Source organism: Streptomyces sp. NPDC040610, assembly GCF_055594065.1.
In genome coordinates, this window is record NZ_JBVIXA010000001.1 from 1324620 (window position 1) to 1339730 (window position 15111).

At 72.2% G+C, this 15111-nt stretch carries 14 protein-coding genes; 7 read left to right on the forward strand and 7 right to left on the reverse strand.

Annotated features, from left to right (window positions below):
* Positions 1–102: 102 nt before the first annotated feature.
* Both ACZ6AA_RS05870 and pruA read left to right on the forward strand, forming a co-directional pair.
* On the forward strand, positions 103–1029 hold the full coding sequence (locus ACZ6AA_RS05870) for a proline dehydrogenase family protein (RefSeq protein WP_468452090.1): 927 nt from the start codon (positions 103–105) through the stop codon (positions 1027–1029).
* A 50-nt stretch (positions 1030–1079) separates the two neighbouring features.
* Complete coding sequence (pruA, locus tag ACZ6AA_RS05875; protein WP_468452088.1) at positions 1080–2720, forward strand: L-glutamate gamma-semialdehyde dehydrogenase; 1641 nt, start codon at positions 1080–1082, stop codon at positions 2718–2720.
* Positions 2721–2821: 101 nt separating this feature from the next.
* Here the strand turns inward: pruA and ACZ6AA_RS05880 are convergent, their stop codons facing one another.
* The 5 genes from ACZ6AA_RS05880 to ACZ6AA_RS05900 form a co-directional block, all read right to left on the reverse strand.
* On the reverse strand, positions 2822–3691 hold the full coding sequence (locus ACZ6AA_RS05880; protein WP_468452086.1) for an alpha/beta fold hydrolase: 870 nt from the start codon (positions 3689–3691) through the stop codon (positions 2822–2824).
* 130 nt (positions 3692–3821) lie between these two features.
* Positions 3822–4553 carry a nitroreductase family protein gene (locus ACZ6AA_RS05885; protein WP_468452084.1) on the reverse strand — a complete coding sequence of 244 codons (732 nt, stop codon included), beginning with the start codon at positions 4551–4553 and terminating at the stop codon, positions 3822–3824.
* A 102-nt stretch (positions 4554–4655) separates the two neighbouring features.
* A complete protein-coding gene (locus tag ACZ6AA_RS05890) occupies positions 4656–5987 on the reverse strand; it encodes a lysophospholipid acyltransferase family protein (RefSeq protein WP_471456436.1) in 1332 nt (443 codons plus the stop codon).
* Positions 5984–6847 carry a phosphatidate cytidylyltransferase gene (locus tag ACZ6AA_RS05895; protein WP_471456438.1) on the reverse strand — a complete coding sequence of 288 codons (864 nt, stop codon included), beginning with the start codon at positions 6845–6847 and terminating at the stop codon, positions 5984–5986. Before ACZ6AA_RS05895 ends, ACZ6AA_RS05890 begins: the two co-directional genes overlap by 4 nt.
* On the reverse strand, positions 6844–7734 hold the full coding sequence (locus ACZ6AA_RS05900; protein WP_471456440.1) for a CDP-alcohol phosphatidyltransferase family protein: 891 nt from the start codon (positions 7732–7734) through the stop codon (positions 6844–6846). Before ACZ6AA_RS05900 ends, ACZ6AA_RS05895 begins: the two co-directional genes overlap by 4 nt.
* A gap of 77 nt (positions 7735–7811) precedes the next feature.
* Here ACZ6AA_RS05900 and ACZ6AA_RS05905 point away from each other — a divergent pair, with 77 nt between their 5' ends.
* Positions 7812–8372, forward strand: coding sequence for a GNAT family N-acetyltransferase (locus ACZ6AA_RS05905; RefSeq protein WP_468452076.1), 561 nt, complete (start codon positions 7812–7814; stop codon positions 8370–8372).
* A gap of 39 nt (positions 8373–8411) precedes the next feature.
* Here ACZ6AA_RS05905 and ACZ6AA_RS05910 read toward each other — a convergent pair whose 3' ends face one another.
* Entirely contained in the window at positions 8412–9422 is a 1011-nt protein-coding gene (locus ACZ6AA_RS05910; protein ID WP_471456442.1) for an NADP-dependent oxidoreductase, read from the reverse strand.
* 134 nt (positions 9423–9556) lie between these two features.
* Between ACZ6AA_RS05910 and ACZ6AA_RS05915 the strand changes: the two genes are divergently transcribed.
* Together ACZ6AA_RS05915 and ACZ6AA_RS05920 are read left to right on the forward strand one after the other, a co-directional pair.
* Positions 9557–10528 (forward strand): LysR family transcriptional regulator, encoded by a 972-nt coding sequence (locus ACZ6AA_RS05915; protein WP_471456444.1) that lies wholly within the window; start codon positions 9557–9559, stop codon positions 10526–10528.
* Between the two features lie 246 nt (positions 10529–10774).
* Positions 10775–10903, forward strand: coding sequence for a hypothetical protein (locus tag ACZ6AA_RS05920; protein ID WP_468452070.1), 129 nt, complete (start codon positions 10775–10777; stop codon positions 10901–10903).
* 45 nt (positions 10904–10948) lie between these two features.
* On the opposite strand, the gene ACZ6AA_RS05925 is transcribed toward ACZ6AA_RS05920, so the two are convergent.
* Positions 10949–12538: a purple acid phosphatase family protein gene (locus ACZ6AA_RS05925; RefSeq protein WP_471456446.1), complete on the reverse strand. Its 1590-nt coding sequence runs from the start codon at positions 12536–12538 to the stop codon at positions 10949–10951.
* Positions 12539–12714: 176 nt separating this feature from the next.
* Here ACZ6AA_RS05925 and ACZ6AA_RS05930 point away from each other — a divergent pair, with 176 nt between their 5' ends.
* Both ACZ6AA_RS05930 and ACZ6AA_RS05935 read left to right on the forward strand, forming a co-directional pair.
* Positions 12715–13755 carry a 3-isopropylmalate dehydrogenase gene (locus ACZ6AA_RS05930; protein WP_468452066.1) on the forward strand — a complete coding sequence of 347 codons (1041 nt, stop codon included), beginning with the start codon at positions 12715–12717 and terminating at the stop codon, positions 13753–13755.
* A gap of 251 nt (positions 13756–14006) precedes the next feature.
* Positions 14007–15095, forward strand: coding sequence for a branched-chain amino acid aminotransferase (locus ACZ6AA_RS05935; protein WP_468452064.1), 1089 nt, complete (start codon positions 14007–14009; stop codon positions 15093–15095).
* Positions 15096–15111: the final 16 nt, after the last annotated feature.

The following is a 15111-nucleotide window of genomic DNA, read 5'->3' on the forward strand; positions in this document are numbered from 1 at the left end:
GGTCGGAGGGATCCATAAGTTTCACGGTGGTTCTCCGTGTCGTACCGGTTTTGTCGCAAAATTGTCCGTACGGCACTCGCTCGTACTCCCGTGGAGGTGCCCGTGCTGGGTCCCGTGATCCTTGCCGCGTCGCGCAGTGACCAGATGCGCCGTTTCGTGTCGGCGGCGCCGGGCACCAAGCAGGTCGTCGACCGGTTCATCGCCGGTGAGACGGTCGACCAGGTGGTTCCGATCGTCGTCGACGCCGCCGACAAGGGCCTCGAGGTCACCCTGGACGTGGTGGGCGAGGACATCACCACCGTGGAGCAGTCCCACGCCGCGCGCGACGCCTACCTGGAGCTGATCGACCGGCTCAAGGACCTCGGCCTCGGCACGAAGGCCGAGATGTCCGTGAAGCTGTCGATGTTCGGACAAGCGCTTGAGGGTGGCCACGAGCTGGCCCTCGCCAACGTCCGCCCCGTCGTGGAGGCCGCCGCCGCCATCGGCACCACCGTCACGCTCGACGCCGAGGACCACACCACCCTCGACTCGATGTTCGCCATCCACGAGGAGCTGCGGAAGGACTTCCCGCAGACCGGCTGCGTCATCCAGTCGTACCTGTTCCGCACCGAGGACGACGCCCGCCGCCTGGCCGCGAACGGCAGCCGCGTGCGGGTCGTCAAGGGCGCCTACAAGGAGCCCGCCTCCGTCGCGTACCAGGACAAGGCCGAGATCGACAAGGCGTACGTCCGGATCCTGAAGATCCTCATGGAGGGCTCCGGCTACCCCATGATCGGATCCCACGACCCGCGGCTCATCGCCATCACCCAGGAGCTCGCGCGCCGTGCCGGGCGCAAACTGGACGAGTACGAATTCCAGATGCTCTACGGCATCCGCAGCGACGAGCACCTGCGGCTCGCCGCCGAGGGCCACCGGATGCGCGTGTACACCGCCTACGGCACCGACTGGTACGGCTATTTCATGCGCCGTCTCGCGGAGAAGCCGGCGAACCTGCTGTTCTTCGCCCGGTCGGTCCTCACCAAGGGCTGAGCCCGCCCCCGGCCGCCAGATTTCCCCCGCACAAAGGAGTTACGGAACTCATGGACGCTGTGACCCAGGTCCCCGCCCCGGTCAATGAGCCGGTCCACGGCTACGCCCCCGGCTCCCCGGAGCGCGCCCGGCTCGAGACCAAGCTCAAGGAGCTGTCCGAGAACCCGATCGAGCTGCCGATGACGATCGGCGGCGTCAAGCGCCTCGGCGGCGGCGAGCCCTTCCAGGTCGTGCAGCCGCACAACCACAAGGCCGTCATCGGCACCGGCCGCGGCGCCACGCAAGCGGACGCCCAGGACGCGATCGACGCCGCCCTGGCCGCCGCTCCGGCCTGGCGCGCGATGTCCTTCGACGACCGCGCCGCGATCATCCTGCGCGCCGCCGAGCTGCTGTCCACGACGTGGCGCGAGACGCTGGCCGCCTCCACCATGCTCGGCCAGTCCAAGACCGCCCAGCAGGCCGAGATCGACACTCCCTGTGAGCTCGTCGACTTCTGGCGCTTCAACGTGAAGTACGCCCGCGACCTGCTCGCCGAGCAGCCCCCGGCGAACTCCACGGGCGTCTGGAACCGTCTGGACCACCGCCCGCTCGAGGGCTTCGTCTACGCGATCACGCCGTTCAACTTCACGGCCATCGCGGGCAACCTCCCCACCGCCCCGGCCCTGATGGGCAACGTGGTCGTGTGGAAGCCGTCCCCGACGCAGACGCACGCCGCCGTCCTGCTCATGCAGCTCCTGGAGGAGGCGGGCCTGCCCAAGGGCGTCATCAACCTCGTCACCGGCGACGGCATCGCGGTCTCCGAGGTCGCCCTGCACCACCGTGACCTCGCGGGCATCCACTTCACCGGCTCGACGGCGACCTTCCAGCACCTGTGGAAGACGGTCGGCGAGAACATCGCGAAGTACCGCACCTACCCGCGTCTGGTCGGCGAGACCGGCGGCAAGGACTTCGTCGTCGCCCACCCGAGCGCCGACCGCGCCGTCCTGAAGACCGCGCTGACCCGCGGCTCCTTCGAGTTCCAGGGCCAGAAGTGCTCCGCGTCCTCGCGCGCGTACATCCCGGCCTCCATCTGGAACTCGGGCTTCAAGGAGGAGTTCGCGGCCGAGGTCGACGCCATCAAGATGGGTGACGTCACCGACCTGTCGAACTTCATCGGCGCCGTCATCGACGAGCGCTCGTTCGCCAAGAACAAGGCCGCGATCGACCGCGCCAAGGCGGACGACTCCTGCACGATCGTCGCGGGCGGCACCTACGACGACTCCGTCGGCTACTTCGTGCGCCCGACCGTCGTCGAGTGCTCGGACCCGGCCAACGAGGTCTTCACGACCGAGTACTTCGGCCCGTTCCTCGCCGTGCACGTGTACGACGACAGCAAGGCCGACTCGTACGACGACATGCTGGCGCAGATGGAGTCGGTGTCGGACTACGCGCTCACCGGCTCGGTCATCGCCAACGACCGCGCCGCGGCCGCGTACACGATGGAGAAGCTCCGCTACGCCGCGGGCAACTTCTACATCAACGACAAGTCGACCGGCGCCGTCGTCGGCCAGCAGCCCTTCGGCGGCGGCCGCGCCTCCGGCACCAACGACAAGGCCGGCGCCCCGCAGAACCTGCAGCGCTGGACCCTGACCCGCGCCATCAAGGAGACGCTGGTCCCGCCGACCGACTACTCCTACCCGCACATGGGCTGAGGCCCCCGACCGGCGTCGGGCCCCGCCCGCGGCCCGACGCCACCCCGACCCCCGCCCCCGGCCTGGGCCCCACCCCGGCCGGGGGCGGTGACGTATCCGCGTCAGCCCACCCGCCGGGTGAGGAAGTCGTCCATCAGGCCCGCGATCTGCGCCGCGTGCGTCTCCAGGGCGAAGTGGCCCGTCGGCAGCAGATGGATCTCCGCCTCGGGCAGGTCGCGCTGGAAGGCGAGCGCCCCGGCGGGCACGAAGATTTCGTCGTGGCCGCCCCACACGGCGAGCACCGGCACCCGGCTCGCGCGGAAGTACGCCTGGAAGTCCGGGTAGAGGTCGATGTTGCTGCCGTAGTCACCCATCAGGGCGAGCTGGATCTCGTCCTGTCCCTCCCGCGCCATCAGGGCCACGTCGTGCTCCCAGGCGTCCGGGCCGACCGTGCTCGGGTCCGGGACGCCGTGCGTGTACTGCCACTTGATGCCCTCGGGGGAGCGGATCGCGCGGACGGGCCCGGCCGTCTCCTCGCTCGGCGCCGCGATGTACGCGAACACGGGCGCCCACGCCTCCTTGCCGAGCCCCTCCTCGTAGGCGTTGCCGTTCTGCGTGACGATCGCCGAGACCCGGTCCGGGTGGGCGAGCGCGAGGCGCAGGCCGATCGGGGCGCCGTAGTCCTGCACATAGAGCGCGAACCGGGTCAGGCCGATCGCCTCCGTGAACTCGGCGGTGACGAGGGCGAGTTCGGCGAAGGTATACGGGAAGTCCGTGGCGGCGGGCGTCGCCGAGCGGCCGAAGCCGATGTGGTCGGGGGCGATGACGCGGTAGCGCCCGGCGAGGCGCGGGATCAGGTCGCGGAACATGTGCGAGCTGGTCGGGAAGCCGTGCAGGAGCAGCAGGGCGGGGGCGTCGGCGGGGCCCGCCTCGCGGTAGAAGATCTCGTGGCCGCGGACCTCGATGGACCGGTAGTGCACCTGGGTGCTCATCTCTAACCCCTCATCGCTCTTTCAGTGGTTGCCGATGAGGTGATTCGAGCACGCCTCCGGCTAACCAGTCAAGTGTCTTTTACTGGTTAGCCGGAGGTGGGGAGCGCGGAGGCGGGGGCGGCCTGTGCGGCTACACCTCCACGAGGACCTGGTCCAGGGACTTCCGTACGAGGTCGGGGACCTGGCAGTCCGGCGCCGGATAGCCGACGGGGAGCACCGCGAACGCCTTCTCGTTCGCCGGACGGCCGAGCACCTCCGAGAGGAACCGCATCGGACTCGGTGTGTGCACCAGCGCGGCCAGGCCCGACAGATGCAGGGCCGAGAGCAGCATCCCGACGGCGATGCCGACGGACTCGTCCACGTAGTAGTGCTTGTGCTTGGTGCCGTCCTCGCCCAGCCAGTACCGCTGCTGGAAGACGACGATCAGCGCGGGCGCGTCCGTCAGATGCCGCTTCACCTCGTCCGTGCCGAGCGGGCGCAGCGCGGCGAGCCACTCCTCGCCGAGCCGCCCGTCGTAGGAGATGCGCTCCTCGTGCTCGGCGGCCTCGCGGATCCGGCGGCGTATCTCCGGATCCTGTACGAGGACGAACGTCCACGGCTGCTGGTGCGCGCCCGACGGCGCGGTGGCCGCGCAGGCGATCGCGTCCCGCACGGCCTGCGTCGGCACGGGGTCCGACGAGAACTGCCGCACCGTGCGGCGCTCCCGCATGCGGTCCCTCAACTCCGCGGCCTGGCTGAGGGATTCGGCCTCCGGCATGCGGGCCGGGCGGTAGGGGACGGAGCGGTAGGGCTGCCCGTGGATCGGCGTCCAGCGCTCTTCGGGGTGTCCGGTCTCCGGCTTGCTCTGTTCGGTATCAGGCATGAGCCGAGTGTGCCGCGCGGGGGCGGGGGCGGACAGGGGGCGGTGCGGGGTTTCCGGGGGCGGGTGCGGTGCCGGTGGGCCGTCTCCGACGGCTGTCGCCGGTCAGCTCCAGCTCCGTACGATCAGCGAAAGGCCGATCGTGAATCCGGTGCCGAGCAGGGCCAGATACAGGCCGTAGTACCGGCGCAGGCGGTGGGCCAGGAAGCCGAACGCGCCGCACGCCAGGCCCACCGTGAGGGTGCGCGATCCGCGTGCGAGGGCCGACTGGGCCAGCCAGTCCGGGGCCGGTACGTCGGCGTGGCCCGCCCCGGCCGCGTACACCTTGAAGGGGATGCCGTTCCACGGCTGCTCGCGGACGGCCGCCGCCGCGTCGGCCGTCAGCTCCTGGTGTACTTCCGCGCGCATGCGGTCCGTCGTGAGGGGCTGCGGCAACTGGGCGCCGGACGCGGCGAGTTGGAGGGCGAGGGCACCGCCCGCCAGCGTGCCCGCGAGCGCCGCGAGGGACAGCTTCAACGCGCGGCGCGGTACCGCCACGCACACGGTCGCCAGGAGCAGCTCCGGCATCAGCGGCCAGCTCAGGGCCTCCGCGAACGCCCAGGCGAACGCCAGGGGGAGGGCCCAGCGGCTCGCGAGGACGCGGGCGACGCGCTTGCGGACACGGGAGTCCCCTAGCGGTTCGTCGGTCGTACGGCGGTGCAGCGCCGACACCGCCTCGCGGGCCTCCTCCGGGGTCGCCGTCGGCGGGAGCGGGGTGCCGATGCGGACGCGGACCAGGGACGGGCGGAGCTTGCCGTGCTTCGGCAGGAGGCGGTCGGTGCCCGCGATGCCCACGGGGACCACGGGGACGTTCGCCTCCCTCGCCAGGACCAGGGCGCCCTTGTGGAACGCGCCCAGTTCGCCCGCCCGGGCGCGGGTGCCCTCCGGGAACAGGACCACCGCGCGGCCCGCGCGCAGGTCGCCCGTCCGGGCCAGCAGGTCGTCCATGCCGCCGCCCGTGCGGCGTACGGGGAAGCCTCCGGCCAGGCGGGAGCAGATGCGGCTGCGCCAGGGGGAGGCGAACCAGTAGTCCGCCGCCGCCGCGATCGTGGGGGCGTGGGGTGCGTCCAGGGCGGCCAGGAGGGCCGCGGTGTCCGCGTGGGAGGTGTGGTTCGCCACGACCACGCAGCCGCCGCGGGGGAGGTGGCCTCGGCGGGAGACGCCGCCGGTGAGGGTGAGGAGGGTCCACCAGAGGGCTCGGCGCAGGAGCGCTGCGCTGTGCCTTCCCCAGTCCCGCCCCTTCCCGAAACCGGGGCTGCGCCCCTGGACCCCGGGGGTGGGTGTCCCGTGCGGGTGGGACAGCCTCCGCCGAATCGGCGCTGCGCGCCTCGTCCTCAAACGCCGGACGGGCTGAATCTTCGCCGCCCGGTGTGGGCGGGTGCGGGTCGGCGTCGTCACAGGGTCACCGCCATCGTCACCAGGAGGGCCAGGAGCAGGGAGTCCACGCGGTCCAGGAGGCCGCCGAAGCCGGGGAGCCAGGTGCCCGCGTCCTTGACGCCCGCCTCGCGTTTCACCATCGACTCCAGGAGGTCGCCCAGGACGCAGCCGGTCAGGACGGCGAGCCAGAGCAGCGGTGTGAAGGCGCCGACCGCGGCCAGGGCGGCGGCGGTCGCCGCGGCCGAGCCGAGGACGCCCGCCCAGGTCTTGTTGGGGGAGAGGGCGGAGAGGGGGCGGGCCAGGGGGCCGCGGCGGCCCAGGGCCGTGCCGCCGCACCACGCGCCCACGTCGCCGAACGCCACCGCCACGCCCACCGCCACCGCCGTGTCGCCGAGCAGGACCAGGCCGGCCAGGGACACGGGGATCCACAGCAGGCCGAAGACGGTACGGGCGGCGCGGGTGAAGCCGTGGGCCGCGTCGCCCGAGAACAGCGCGGGCAGCGCGCCGACGAGCAGGAGCGCGCCGAAGACCCGTACGTCGAGGGTGTCCGGCGCGGCCCAGGCCGCCGCCGGGAGCAGGACCGCCGCCGCCCACAGCACCGCGCGTTCGCCGGGCGGCAGGGCCGCCATCCGGGCGTACTCGCCGACCGCGACCGCCCCGAGCCCCGCCGCGAGCACGAACGCGCCCGCCGGGCCCGCCCAGAACGCCCCGAGGAACAGCGGCGCCGCCAGCGCCCAGGTCCGCCACCGCCGCCGCAACTCGGCCCGCATCCGCACCCGCGCGGGCAGCGCGGCCACGGCCACACCCCCGACCCCGAGCACCCCCGCCACCACCGGCACGGCCCGCCCGACCCCCTCCCCGACCAGAACCACGAGACTCATCGCGCCCCCAACTCCCCTCGCGCGGCAAGGGCTTCGGGCCGCCCCGGCGCCGTCGGCTGCCCGGACCCTGCCGTCGTCTTCGACAGCCGCGGGGTCTCGGGCGGTCCCGGTGTCACCGGCGTCCCGGGCCGCCCCGCCGTCCTCGGCTGCCGCAGTGCCCCCGGCGTCCCGGGACGCCCCAGTTCTCCTGCCGTCTCTGGCTGCCCCGGCTCTCCGGGCGTCTCCGGGCGCCCCGACACTCCGGGCACCTCCGGCCGCCCCGGCTGCCCGAGCTCCACCCCCCGCCCCAACTCCCCCCACAACCGCACACACCGCGTCCCCGCCGTCACCGCCGAGCCCGCCGCGATCACCGCGAGGACCGGGACCCACCACCCCGACACCGCCGCCACGACCACCAGCGCGCAGCGTTCCGTCTTGCCGACCGGGCCGCCGTTGAGGCGTGGTGCGCCCGCTGACGCGCCCGCGAGGGAGACCCAGGACGGGAGGGTCGCGGTCAGGGCCGCCGTTGCCACCAGCCACAGGGGGGCCAGGGTGAGGAAGCCGGCCAGGACTGCCAAGTCGGCCGCTCTGTCGCCCAGTTCGTTGAGGAGGGCGCCGCGGCGCGTGGTGCGGCCGGTGTCGCGGGCCAGGGCGCCGTCGAGGTTCGCGAACGCCAGGCGGGCCGCGAGCAGGAGGGCCACCGGCAGGGCCGCCAGCGGGGCCGGGAGCCAGGCCAGGGCCGCCCCCGCGCCCGCCGCGCACACCACGCCCGCCGCGGTCAGCGTGTCCGGGGACACCTCGCGGCGGGCCAGCGCGGCGCGCACGCCGGAGAGCTTCCGCGTGTACCAGGGCTTCAGCGCGTACAGGCCGGGGCCGGGCGATCCCGAGGAGCCGGAGGAAGCGTTCATGCAGGTGACTCTGCCGCCGCCGGAGGTCCCGGAAAATCGGGGTGCGTACTCAAATGGGGTCTGAGTACGGTAGGTCCGTGATCACCCCAGCCGACTCCCTTCCCACGGGCGACGCCGTGCTGCGCACGGCCCACACCGCCGACCTCTCCGCCGCCGAACTCCACGCGGCCCGCGCCCTGATGGACCTCGCCTTCGACGGCGACTTCAGCGCCGAGGACTGGGCGCACGGGCTCGGCGGCATGCACGCGCTCGTGCACGACGGAGACGGCACGCTGCTCGCCCACGGCTGTGTCGTCCAGCGGCGCGTCCTGCACAACGGCCGTTCCCTGCGCGTCGGTTACGTGGAGAACGTCGCCGTGCGCCCCGACCGGCAGCGCCAGGGCCTCGGCGGCCAGGTGATGAGCGCCCTGGAGCGGATCGTCGACGGCGGCCACGACCTCGGCGTCCTCTCGCCGTCCGACGAGGGCGAGAAGCTGTACCGCGCGCACGGCTGGGTGACCTGGCCGGGACGCGTCGGCACGCTCGGCCCCGAGGGCCCGGTCTCCATGCCGGACGAGGACCCGCCGATGCTGTGGGGCGCCGACCTCGACCCGGCCCACGAACTGCTCATCGACTGGCGGGACGGGGACGTGTTCTAGGGCCCGGCCCGCCCGTGGGGGGACGGCCGCGCGGTACCGCTACGCGGGCGTCGCGCGGATGATCATCTTGCCCACGTTCTCGCCCCGCAGCATCCCCAGGAACGCCGTCACGATCTGGTCGAAGCCGTCCACGATCGTCTCGTCGAGTCCGATCCGGCCGCTCTGCAGATGCGGCACCACGAAGTCGTACAACTCGTCCTGCAGATGACGGTGGTTGCGCACGTGGAAGCCCTCCATGCGCAGGCTCTTCTCCACGATCTCGGTGAGGTTGCGGGGCGCGGACAGCGGCTCGGGGTCGTTGTACTGCGCGACGGTGCCGATCCGCACGATCCGGCCGAACTCCCGCAGGCCCTCGATCGCCGCCTCCAACTGCTCGCCGCCGACGTTGTCGACGTACACGTCCACACCGTCGGGGGCGGTCTTCGCGAGCAGGTCCACGGCAGGGCCCGCGTGGTAGTCGAAGGCGGCGTCGTAGCCGACCTGCTCCGTCAGATACGCCACCTTCGCGGGGGAGCCCGCGCTGCCGACGATCCGGCCCGCGCCCATGACCCGCGCGAGCCGCCCCGTGGCCGTCCCCACGCCGCCCGCCGCCGCGGAGACGAACAGGTCCTCGCCCGCGCGCAGTTTCGCGATCCGGGTCAGGCCCACGTACGCCGTCAGGCCCGTGCCGCCGAGGATGCTCATGTACGCCGACAGCGGCACCCCGTCGAAGCGCGGCAGGCGCCGGACCTCCTCCGGGGTCACCACCGCGTGGGTGCGCCAGCCCTGCCGGTGGAAGACGATCTCGCCCTCGGCGATGTCCGGCGTCCGGGAGGCGGTCACGCGGCCGATGGTGCGGCCTTCCAGCGGGGCGTTCAGGGTGAACTCGCCGTCCATCATCTCGCGGTGGTAGGGGTCGACGGACCAGTAGAGGTTCTCCACCAGGGCCGTGCCCGGCGCGGGCTCCGGCACCGCGGACTCCACGAACGCGAAGTCATCGGGGGTGGGGAAGCCGTGCGGGCGGGCGATCTGGTGGACGGTGCGGGCGGGGGCGCCGGAGATGCTGTTCATGGAGCCGACCGTAAGCGGGGAATGCGGGGGAGCGGCAGAGGGTTCGGTTCATGGAACGCGCCGAACCATGAGCGCTCCTCATGGGAGGCTCGGTAGAGGGCCCGGACAGGATCAGAGAGACCAGGTGGGAACCAGTGGCCGAGCCCGACCTCGCCCCGCACGAACTGCGGATCATCGTCGCCGTCGAGCGCGCCCGGAGCTTCTCCGGCGCCGCCAGGGACCTCGGCCTCACGCAGTCGGCGGTGTCGCACTCGGTGCGCGGTACGGAGCACAAGCTCGGCGCGGTGCTCTTCGAACGCGGCCGCAAGGGCGCCACGCCCACCCCGGCGGGCGAGCGGGCCGCCGCCCACGCGCGCCGCGTGTTGCGGCTCCTTGAGACCCTCGTCGCCGAGACCCGGGGCGCCGCGCGTGCCGCGAGCACCGCCGACGGCCCCGGGGCGCCCGCCCTCACCGGCCCCCTGCGCATCGCCGCCTTCCGCAGCGCCGCCCTGCACCTGCTGCCGCCCGCCCTCGCGAACCTGCGCGCCCGCCACCCCGGCCTGGAGCCCGAGGTCCGCGTCGTCCGTGAGCTGGGCCGCGGCACCGCGGGCGAGGTCGCCGACGGCCGCGCGGACCTCGGCATCGCGACCATCGGCACCAGCTCGCCGATCCCGCCCGGACTGGTCGGCGGCGTACTCGTCGAGGAGCCCTACTCCTTCGTGCACCCGGCGGGCCACCCCGACCCGCGCTCCCTGCCGCTCGTGGACTGGGCCGAGAACTGCACCTCGTACACCCGCGACTGGTGGGCGGGCCAGGACTGGATCCCGCGGGCGACCACGCAGACCGAGGACGACGGGGCGGTGCTCGCGATGGTGAGCGCCGGGCACGCCATGGCGATCATGCCCGCCCTGTCCCTGACCGGAGCGCCGCCGACGGTGCAGGTCACCGATCTCGGCGCCGACAGGCCGACGCGCTCCGTGGGCTATGTCACCACGCCTGAGCTGGCCGGATCGCTGGCCGTCCGGGCCCTCATCCGGGAGCTCAGGGCGCTTCGGGAGCGCCCGGAAGCGGAAGCGGAGTCGGCCGACCCGGTGAGAGCCGTCTCAGATAGTAGGAAGTCCGAGTAACTGTAGAGACAAGTGGCCGAAGCTGTCTTAGCTTTGTAGGAGCCGAACGTCTCGCTCGATCAAGCGATTGGCGGCTGCGAGCCGGGCCCCGCGCAGGCGAACCCTGCGGCCCACGCTCCCCGGCCTCTCTTGGGGTCTCCCCACACCCATTAGGTAGTGGGGGATGTCTCGTAACCCCCTTCTCCGCGTACGACCGTGCGTACGTGGATCCGCACTCCCGGATGCGATCTAAGGAGTCGATTTCCCATGGCCGAGACGACCGCCCGCCGAGTCCGCCACTCCGTCCGAACCAGCGAGTCCGAGCGCAAGAACGCCGCCGCCGCCCTGCAGCGGGCCCTCGACCGCAGGGACAACGGCGGCGAGACGGGGCACTGAGCCCCGCCCGCCCCTTCTCCGCTGCCGCTGCCCAAAGGGGGCGCGCTACTTACCGCGCCTGATCTCGAAGTGGTCCACGCGCTCGCCGCTCTCCGCGAGCGCCGAGACCGTGAGCTTCGGGTCGGCCCCGGCCGTCACCTCCACCGCGAGGAACGAGAAGCCGGTGTAGCGCACCCGTGACCACTGCACCGTGTCCGGATCGGGCAGGCGCAGCTTGGTCCAGTGGAAGGTGAGGATCGTGCCCTCGTCCTTCTCGTGGCCCTCGTAGCTGTCGTCGACCCCGACCGGGAAGCTGTACAGGTCCTTGCCGGCGCCGCCCGCGGTGACGTACACGATGCCGTCGCGCGTCGGATCGGTCGACGCGCCGACCGGCACCGGCTTGCCGACCTCGCCGCCCTTGATGGCGTCGGTCCGCTCGTAGACGTGGTTGTGGCCGTTGATCACCAGGTCCACCTGGTGCTTGGTGAACAGCGGCAACCACGCGTCGCGCACCCCGCCGTCGGAGCCGTGCGTCGCCGTGGAGTACGTGCAGTGGTGGAAGAACACCACGATGAAGTCGATGTCCTCGTCGGCGCGCAGCTGCCCGAGCCGCTTGTCGAGCCAGGCGGTCTGCTTGCCGTCCGTGTAGCCCTTGTTGGCGGGTATCTCGTACGAGACGTCGTTCGCGTCCAGGGCGACGACGCCGACGTTTCCGTAGCGGAACGAGTAGACGCCCGGCGCGTTCTTCGCGTCGAAGCCGTTCTCGGGCAGCGACCAGCGGGCCGACTGGCCGCCGTAGCCGTTCGGCGAGTACCACGCCTCCATGTCGTGGTTGCCGGTCGTCACCATCCACGGCACGGACTTCGCCACCGACTCGGTCTGCGCGAGGAACTGGTCCCACACGCGCGCGTCGTAGGTGTCGCCCTCCTTGCCGTGGCCCGTGGTGTCCGCGTAGCAGATGTCGCCCGCGTGCAGATGGAACGACGGGTTCTGGCCCAGGATCAACTGGTCGTTGGCCAGCGCCTCGTAGCTCACGCCCTGGTCGCCGAAGGCCGTGAAGACGAACGTCTCCGGCCGCGCGGGCGCCGTGCGGAACGAGCCGAGCGTGGCCATCCGCTCCGGCGACGCCGGGTCGAAGCCGTCGTGGCCGACGCCGTAGTAGTACGTGGTGCCGGGCTTCAGACCGTCGAGCGCCACATGCAGGTAGTACTGCTCGACCTTCGGGAGCTTCTTCGACAGGGACGGCGTGTGCAGGTCGCGCACCTCCGCCTCGATCTTCCGGCTCAGCTCCCAGGGCTTCAGACCGACCCGTACGTAAGGGGACTTGACCGCGAACGGCACCTGCCAGGAGATCCGCATCTGGGTCTTCGGGTCTGCGCCGAAGGCGAGATGGCGGCCGAAGGGCGCGACCAGCTTTCCGTCGACCCGCACCGGACCGCGCGCGGCCGCGAGCGGGGACGTGGCGGTGGGGCGCTCGGCGTACGCGCTGCCCGAGCTGCCCGCGAGCAGGCCGATGCCGCCCGCGACGCCCGCCGTCGCGAAGGAACTGGCGAGCACCTTGCGGCGCGAGAACTTCCCGCGCAGGTACTCGTGCTGCTCCTGCATGCTCAGGCGGCTCGCGAGCTCGTCCGGGAGCCCGACGTTGGGGGTGTCCATGACCAGGGAACTTCCCAGGGGCATCCAACTCAGGCCGGACGTACAGGTGAAGGATGCGTGTCCATGTGGTGGCGCACGCGCGGAAACCGCCGTCCGCCGGCCGTCGGCCGCCAGCCGGGCTGTCCGTATGGCGGACAGGGAATGTCATTGGATGGGACGAGGAGTACGGTGCCGTCATGTCTCGCAGCATCAATCTCGCAGTGATCCCCGGAGATGGGATCGGCCAGGAAGTCGTGGCCCAGGGGCTCAAGGTCCTCAACGCCGTCCTCCCGCAGGATGTGAAGCTGGAGACCAAGGAGTACGACTTCGGGGCCCGCCGCTATCACGCCTCCGGTGAGACCCTCACCGACGCCGACCTCGCGGACCTCAAGAAGCACGACGCGATCCTGCTCGGCGCCATCGGCGACCCCTCGGTCCCCTCCGGCGTCCTGGAGCGCGGCTTCCTGCTCAAGCTCCGCTTCGCCTTCGACCACCACGTGAACCTGCGCCCGTCCCGGCTGCTGCCCGGCGTGGCCACGCCGCTCGCGGGCCAGCCCGAGATCGACTTCGTGGTCGTGCGCGAGGGCACCGAGGGCCCCTACACCGGCAACGGCGGCACCATCCGCAAGGGCACCCCGCACGAGGTCGCCACCGAGGTCTCCGTGAACACGGCCTTCGGCGTCGAGCGCGTCGTCCGGGACGCCTTCGCCCGCGCGCAGGCCCGCCCGCGCAAGAAGCTGACGCTGGTCCACAAGAACAACGTGCTCGCCTTCGCGGGCCACCTGTGGACGAACGTCTTCAACAAGGTGGCCGAGGAGTTCCCCGACGTCACCACCGACTACATCCACGTCGACGCGGCCACGATCTACCTGGTCACCGACCCGGCCCGGTTCGACGTGATCGTCACCGACAACCTCTTCGGCGACATCATCACCGACCTCGCCGCGGCCGTCTCCGGCGGCATCGGCGTCGCCGCCTCCGGCAACATCAACCCGGGCCGCGAGTTCCCCTCGATGTTCGAGCCCGTGCACGGCTCGGCGCCCGACATCGCGGGCCAGGGCAAGGCCGACCCGACCGCCACCGTGCTGTCCGTCGCCCTGCTGCTTCGCCACCTCGGGTACGACAACGAGGCGAACCGCGTCGAGGAGGCCGTCTCCGCCGACCTCGGCGGACGCGGTGACACCACTCGTACCACCGACGAGATCGGCGACGCGCTCGCCGTACGCGTAGCGGGCTGATCCGCCGGCCGCCAGCTCCGTCACAGCAAGCCGCCGGGTCGCACCAGCACCCGGCGGCTTCTCGTTTGCGGCCCCCGGGTGTCACCATCGAACCCAGGGCCGCCCCAGGCCGCCGTTTCGTCCAGGTCGTCCCGCGAGCGATAATCGAACGTGGGGCCGCGAAACGGCGCATGCCCGGACGCCGCGAGGAACGCGCGCGTACGGGTCTCGGCGCGGTCCGTCACACACAAACCGGTGAAGGACACGCAACCATGACGACGCCCACGATCGAGCTCAAGCCCTCCTCGACCCCGGTCTCCGCCAAGGAGCGCGAGGCGGTCCTGGCCAGCCCCGGGTTCGGCCGCCACTTCACCGACCACATGGTGACCATCCGCTGGACGGAGGGCCGCGGCTGGCACGACGGCCAGCTCGTGCCCTACGGCCCGCTCTCCCTGGACCCGGCGACGACCGTCCTGCACTACGCCCAGGAGATCTTCGAGGGCCTGAAGGCCTACCGCCAGCCCGACGGCTCCGTCGCCCTGTTCCGCCCCGAGGCCAACGCCCGGCGCTTCCAGGCCTCCGCCCGCCGCATGGCCATGCCGGAGCTGCCCGTCGAGACCTTCCTCGAGGCCTGCGACGCCCTGGTCCGCCAGGACATCGACTGGGTGCCCGCGCACGGCGGCGAGGAGTCGCTGTACCTGCGCCCGTTCATGATCGCCACGGAGGCCGGGCTCGGCGTGAAGCCCGCCAACGAATACCTCTTCGTCGTCATCGCCTCGCCCGCGGGCGCCTACTTCCCCGGCGGCGTCAAGCCCGTCTCCATCTGGCTCTCCGAGGACCGCGTGCGCGCCGTCCCCGGCGGCATGGGCGACGCCAAGACCGGCGGCAACTACGCCGCGTCCCTGCTCGCCCAGGCCGAGGCCGCCGAGAAGGGCTGCGACCAGGTGGCCTACCTCGACGCCGTCGAGCACAAGTGGGTCGAGGAACTGGGCGGCATGAACCTGTACTTCGTGTACGGCGACAAGATCGTCACCCCGGAGCTGACCGGGTCGCTCCTCGCCGGGATCACCCGGGACTCGCTGCTCTCCGTCGCCCGGGACCTCGGCTACACCTCCGAGGAGGGGCGTGTGTCCATCGATCAGTGGCAGGCCGACACCGCGAACGGGACTCTCACGGAGGTCTTCGCCTGCGGCACCGCCGCCGTCATCACGCCGGTCGGCACGGTCAAGTCCGCCCGCGGCGAGTGGACGCAGGGCGCCGGTAGCCCCGGCGAGGTGACCATGAGGCTGCGGGACGCGCTGCTGGACGTCCAGCGGGGTGTGGCGGCGGACCCGCACGGGTGGATGCACCGGCTCGGCTGAGCCTTTCCCCGATCGT

Excerpts from the sequence above, each read along its gene's own strand:
- ACZ6AA_RS05885 (WP_468452084.1), bottom strand. The coding sequence starts at position 4,553 with ATGCCTGATACCGAACAGAGCAAGCCGGAGACCGGACACCCCGAAGAG.
- ACZ6AA_RS05920 (WP_468452070.1), top strand. The coding sequence starts at position 10,775 with ATGGCCGAGACGACCGCCCGCCGAGTCCGCCACTCCGTCCGAACCAGC.
- pruA (WP_468452088.1), top strand. The coding sequence starts at position 1,080 with ATGGACGCTGTGACCCAGGTCCCCGCCCCGGTCAATGAGCCGGTCCAC.
- ACZ6AA_RS05935 (WP_468452064.1), top strand. The coding sequence starts at position 14,007 with ATGACGACGCCCACGATCGAGCTCAAGCCCTCCTCGACCCCGGTCTCC.
- ACZ6AA_RS05930 (WP_468452066.1), top strand. The coding sequence starts at position 12,715 with ATGTCTCGCAGCATCAATCTCGCAGTGATCCCCGGAGATGGGATCGGC.
- ACZ6AA_RS05895 (WP_471456438.1), bottom strand. The coding sequence starts at position 6,847 with ATGAGTCTCGTGGTTCTGGTCGGGGAGGGGGTCGGGCGGGCCGTGCCG.
- ACZ6AA_RS05880 (WP_468452086.1), bottom strand. The coding sequence starts at position 3,691 with ATGAGCACCCAGGTGCACTACCGGTCCATCGAGGTCCGCGGCCACGAG.
- ACZ6AA_RS05900 (WP_471456440.1), bottom strand. The coding sequence starts at position 7,734 with ATGAACGCTTCCTCCGGCTCCTCGGGATCGCCCGGCCCCGGCCTGTAC.
- ACZ6AA_RS05910 (WP_471456442.1), bottom strand. The coding sequence starts at position 9,422 with ATGAACAGCATCTCCGGCGCCCCCGCCCGCACCGTCCACCAGATCGCC.
- ACZ6AA_RS05925 (WP_471456446.1), bottom strand. The coding sequence starts at position 12,538 with ATGGACACCCCCAACGTCGGGCTCCCGGACGAGCTCGCGAGCCGCCTG.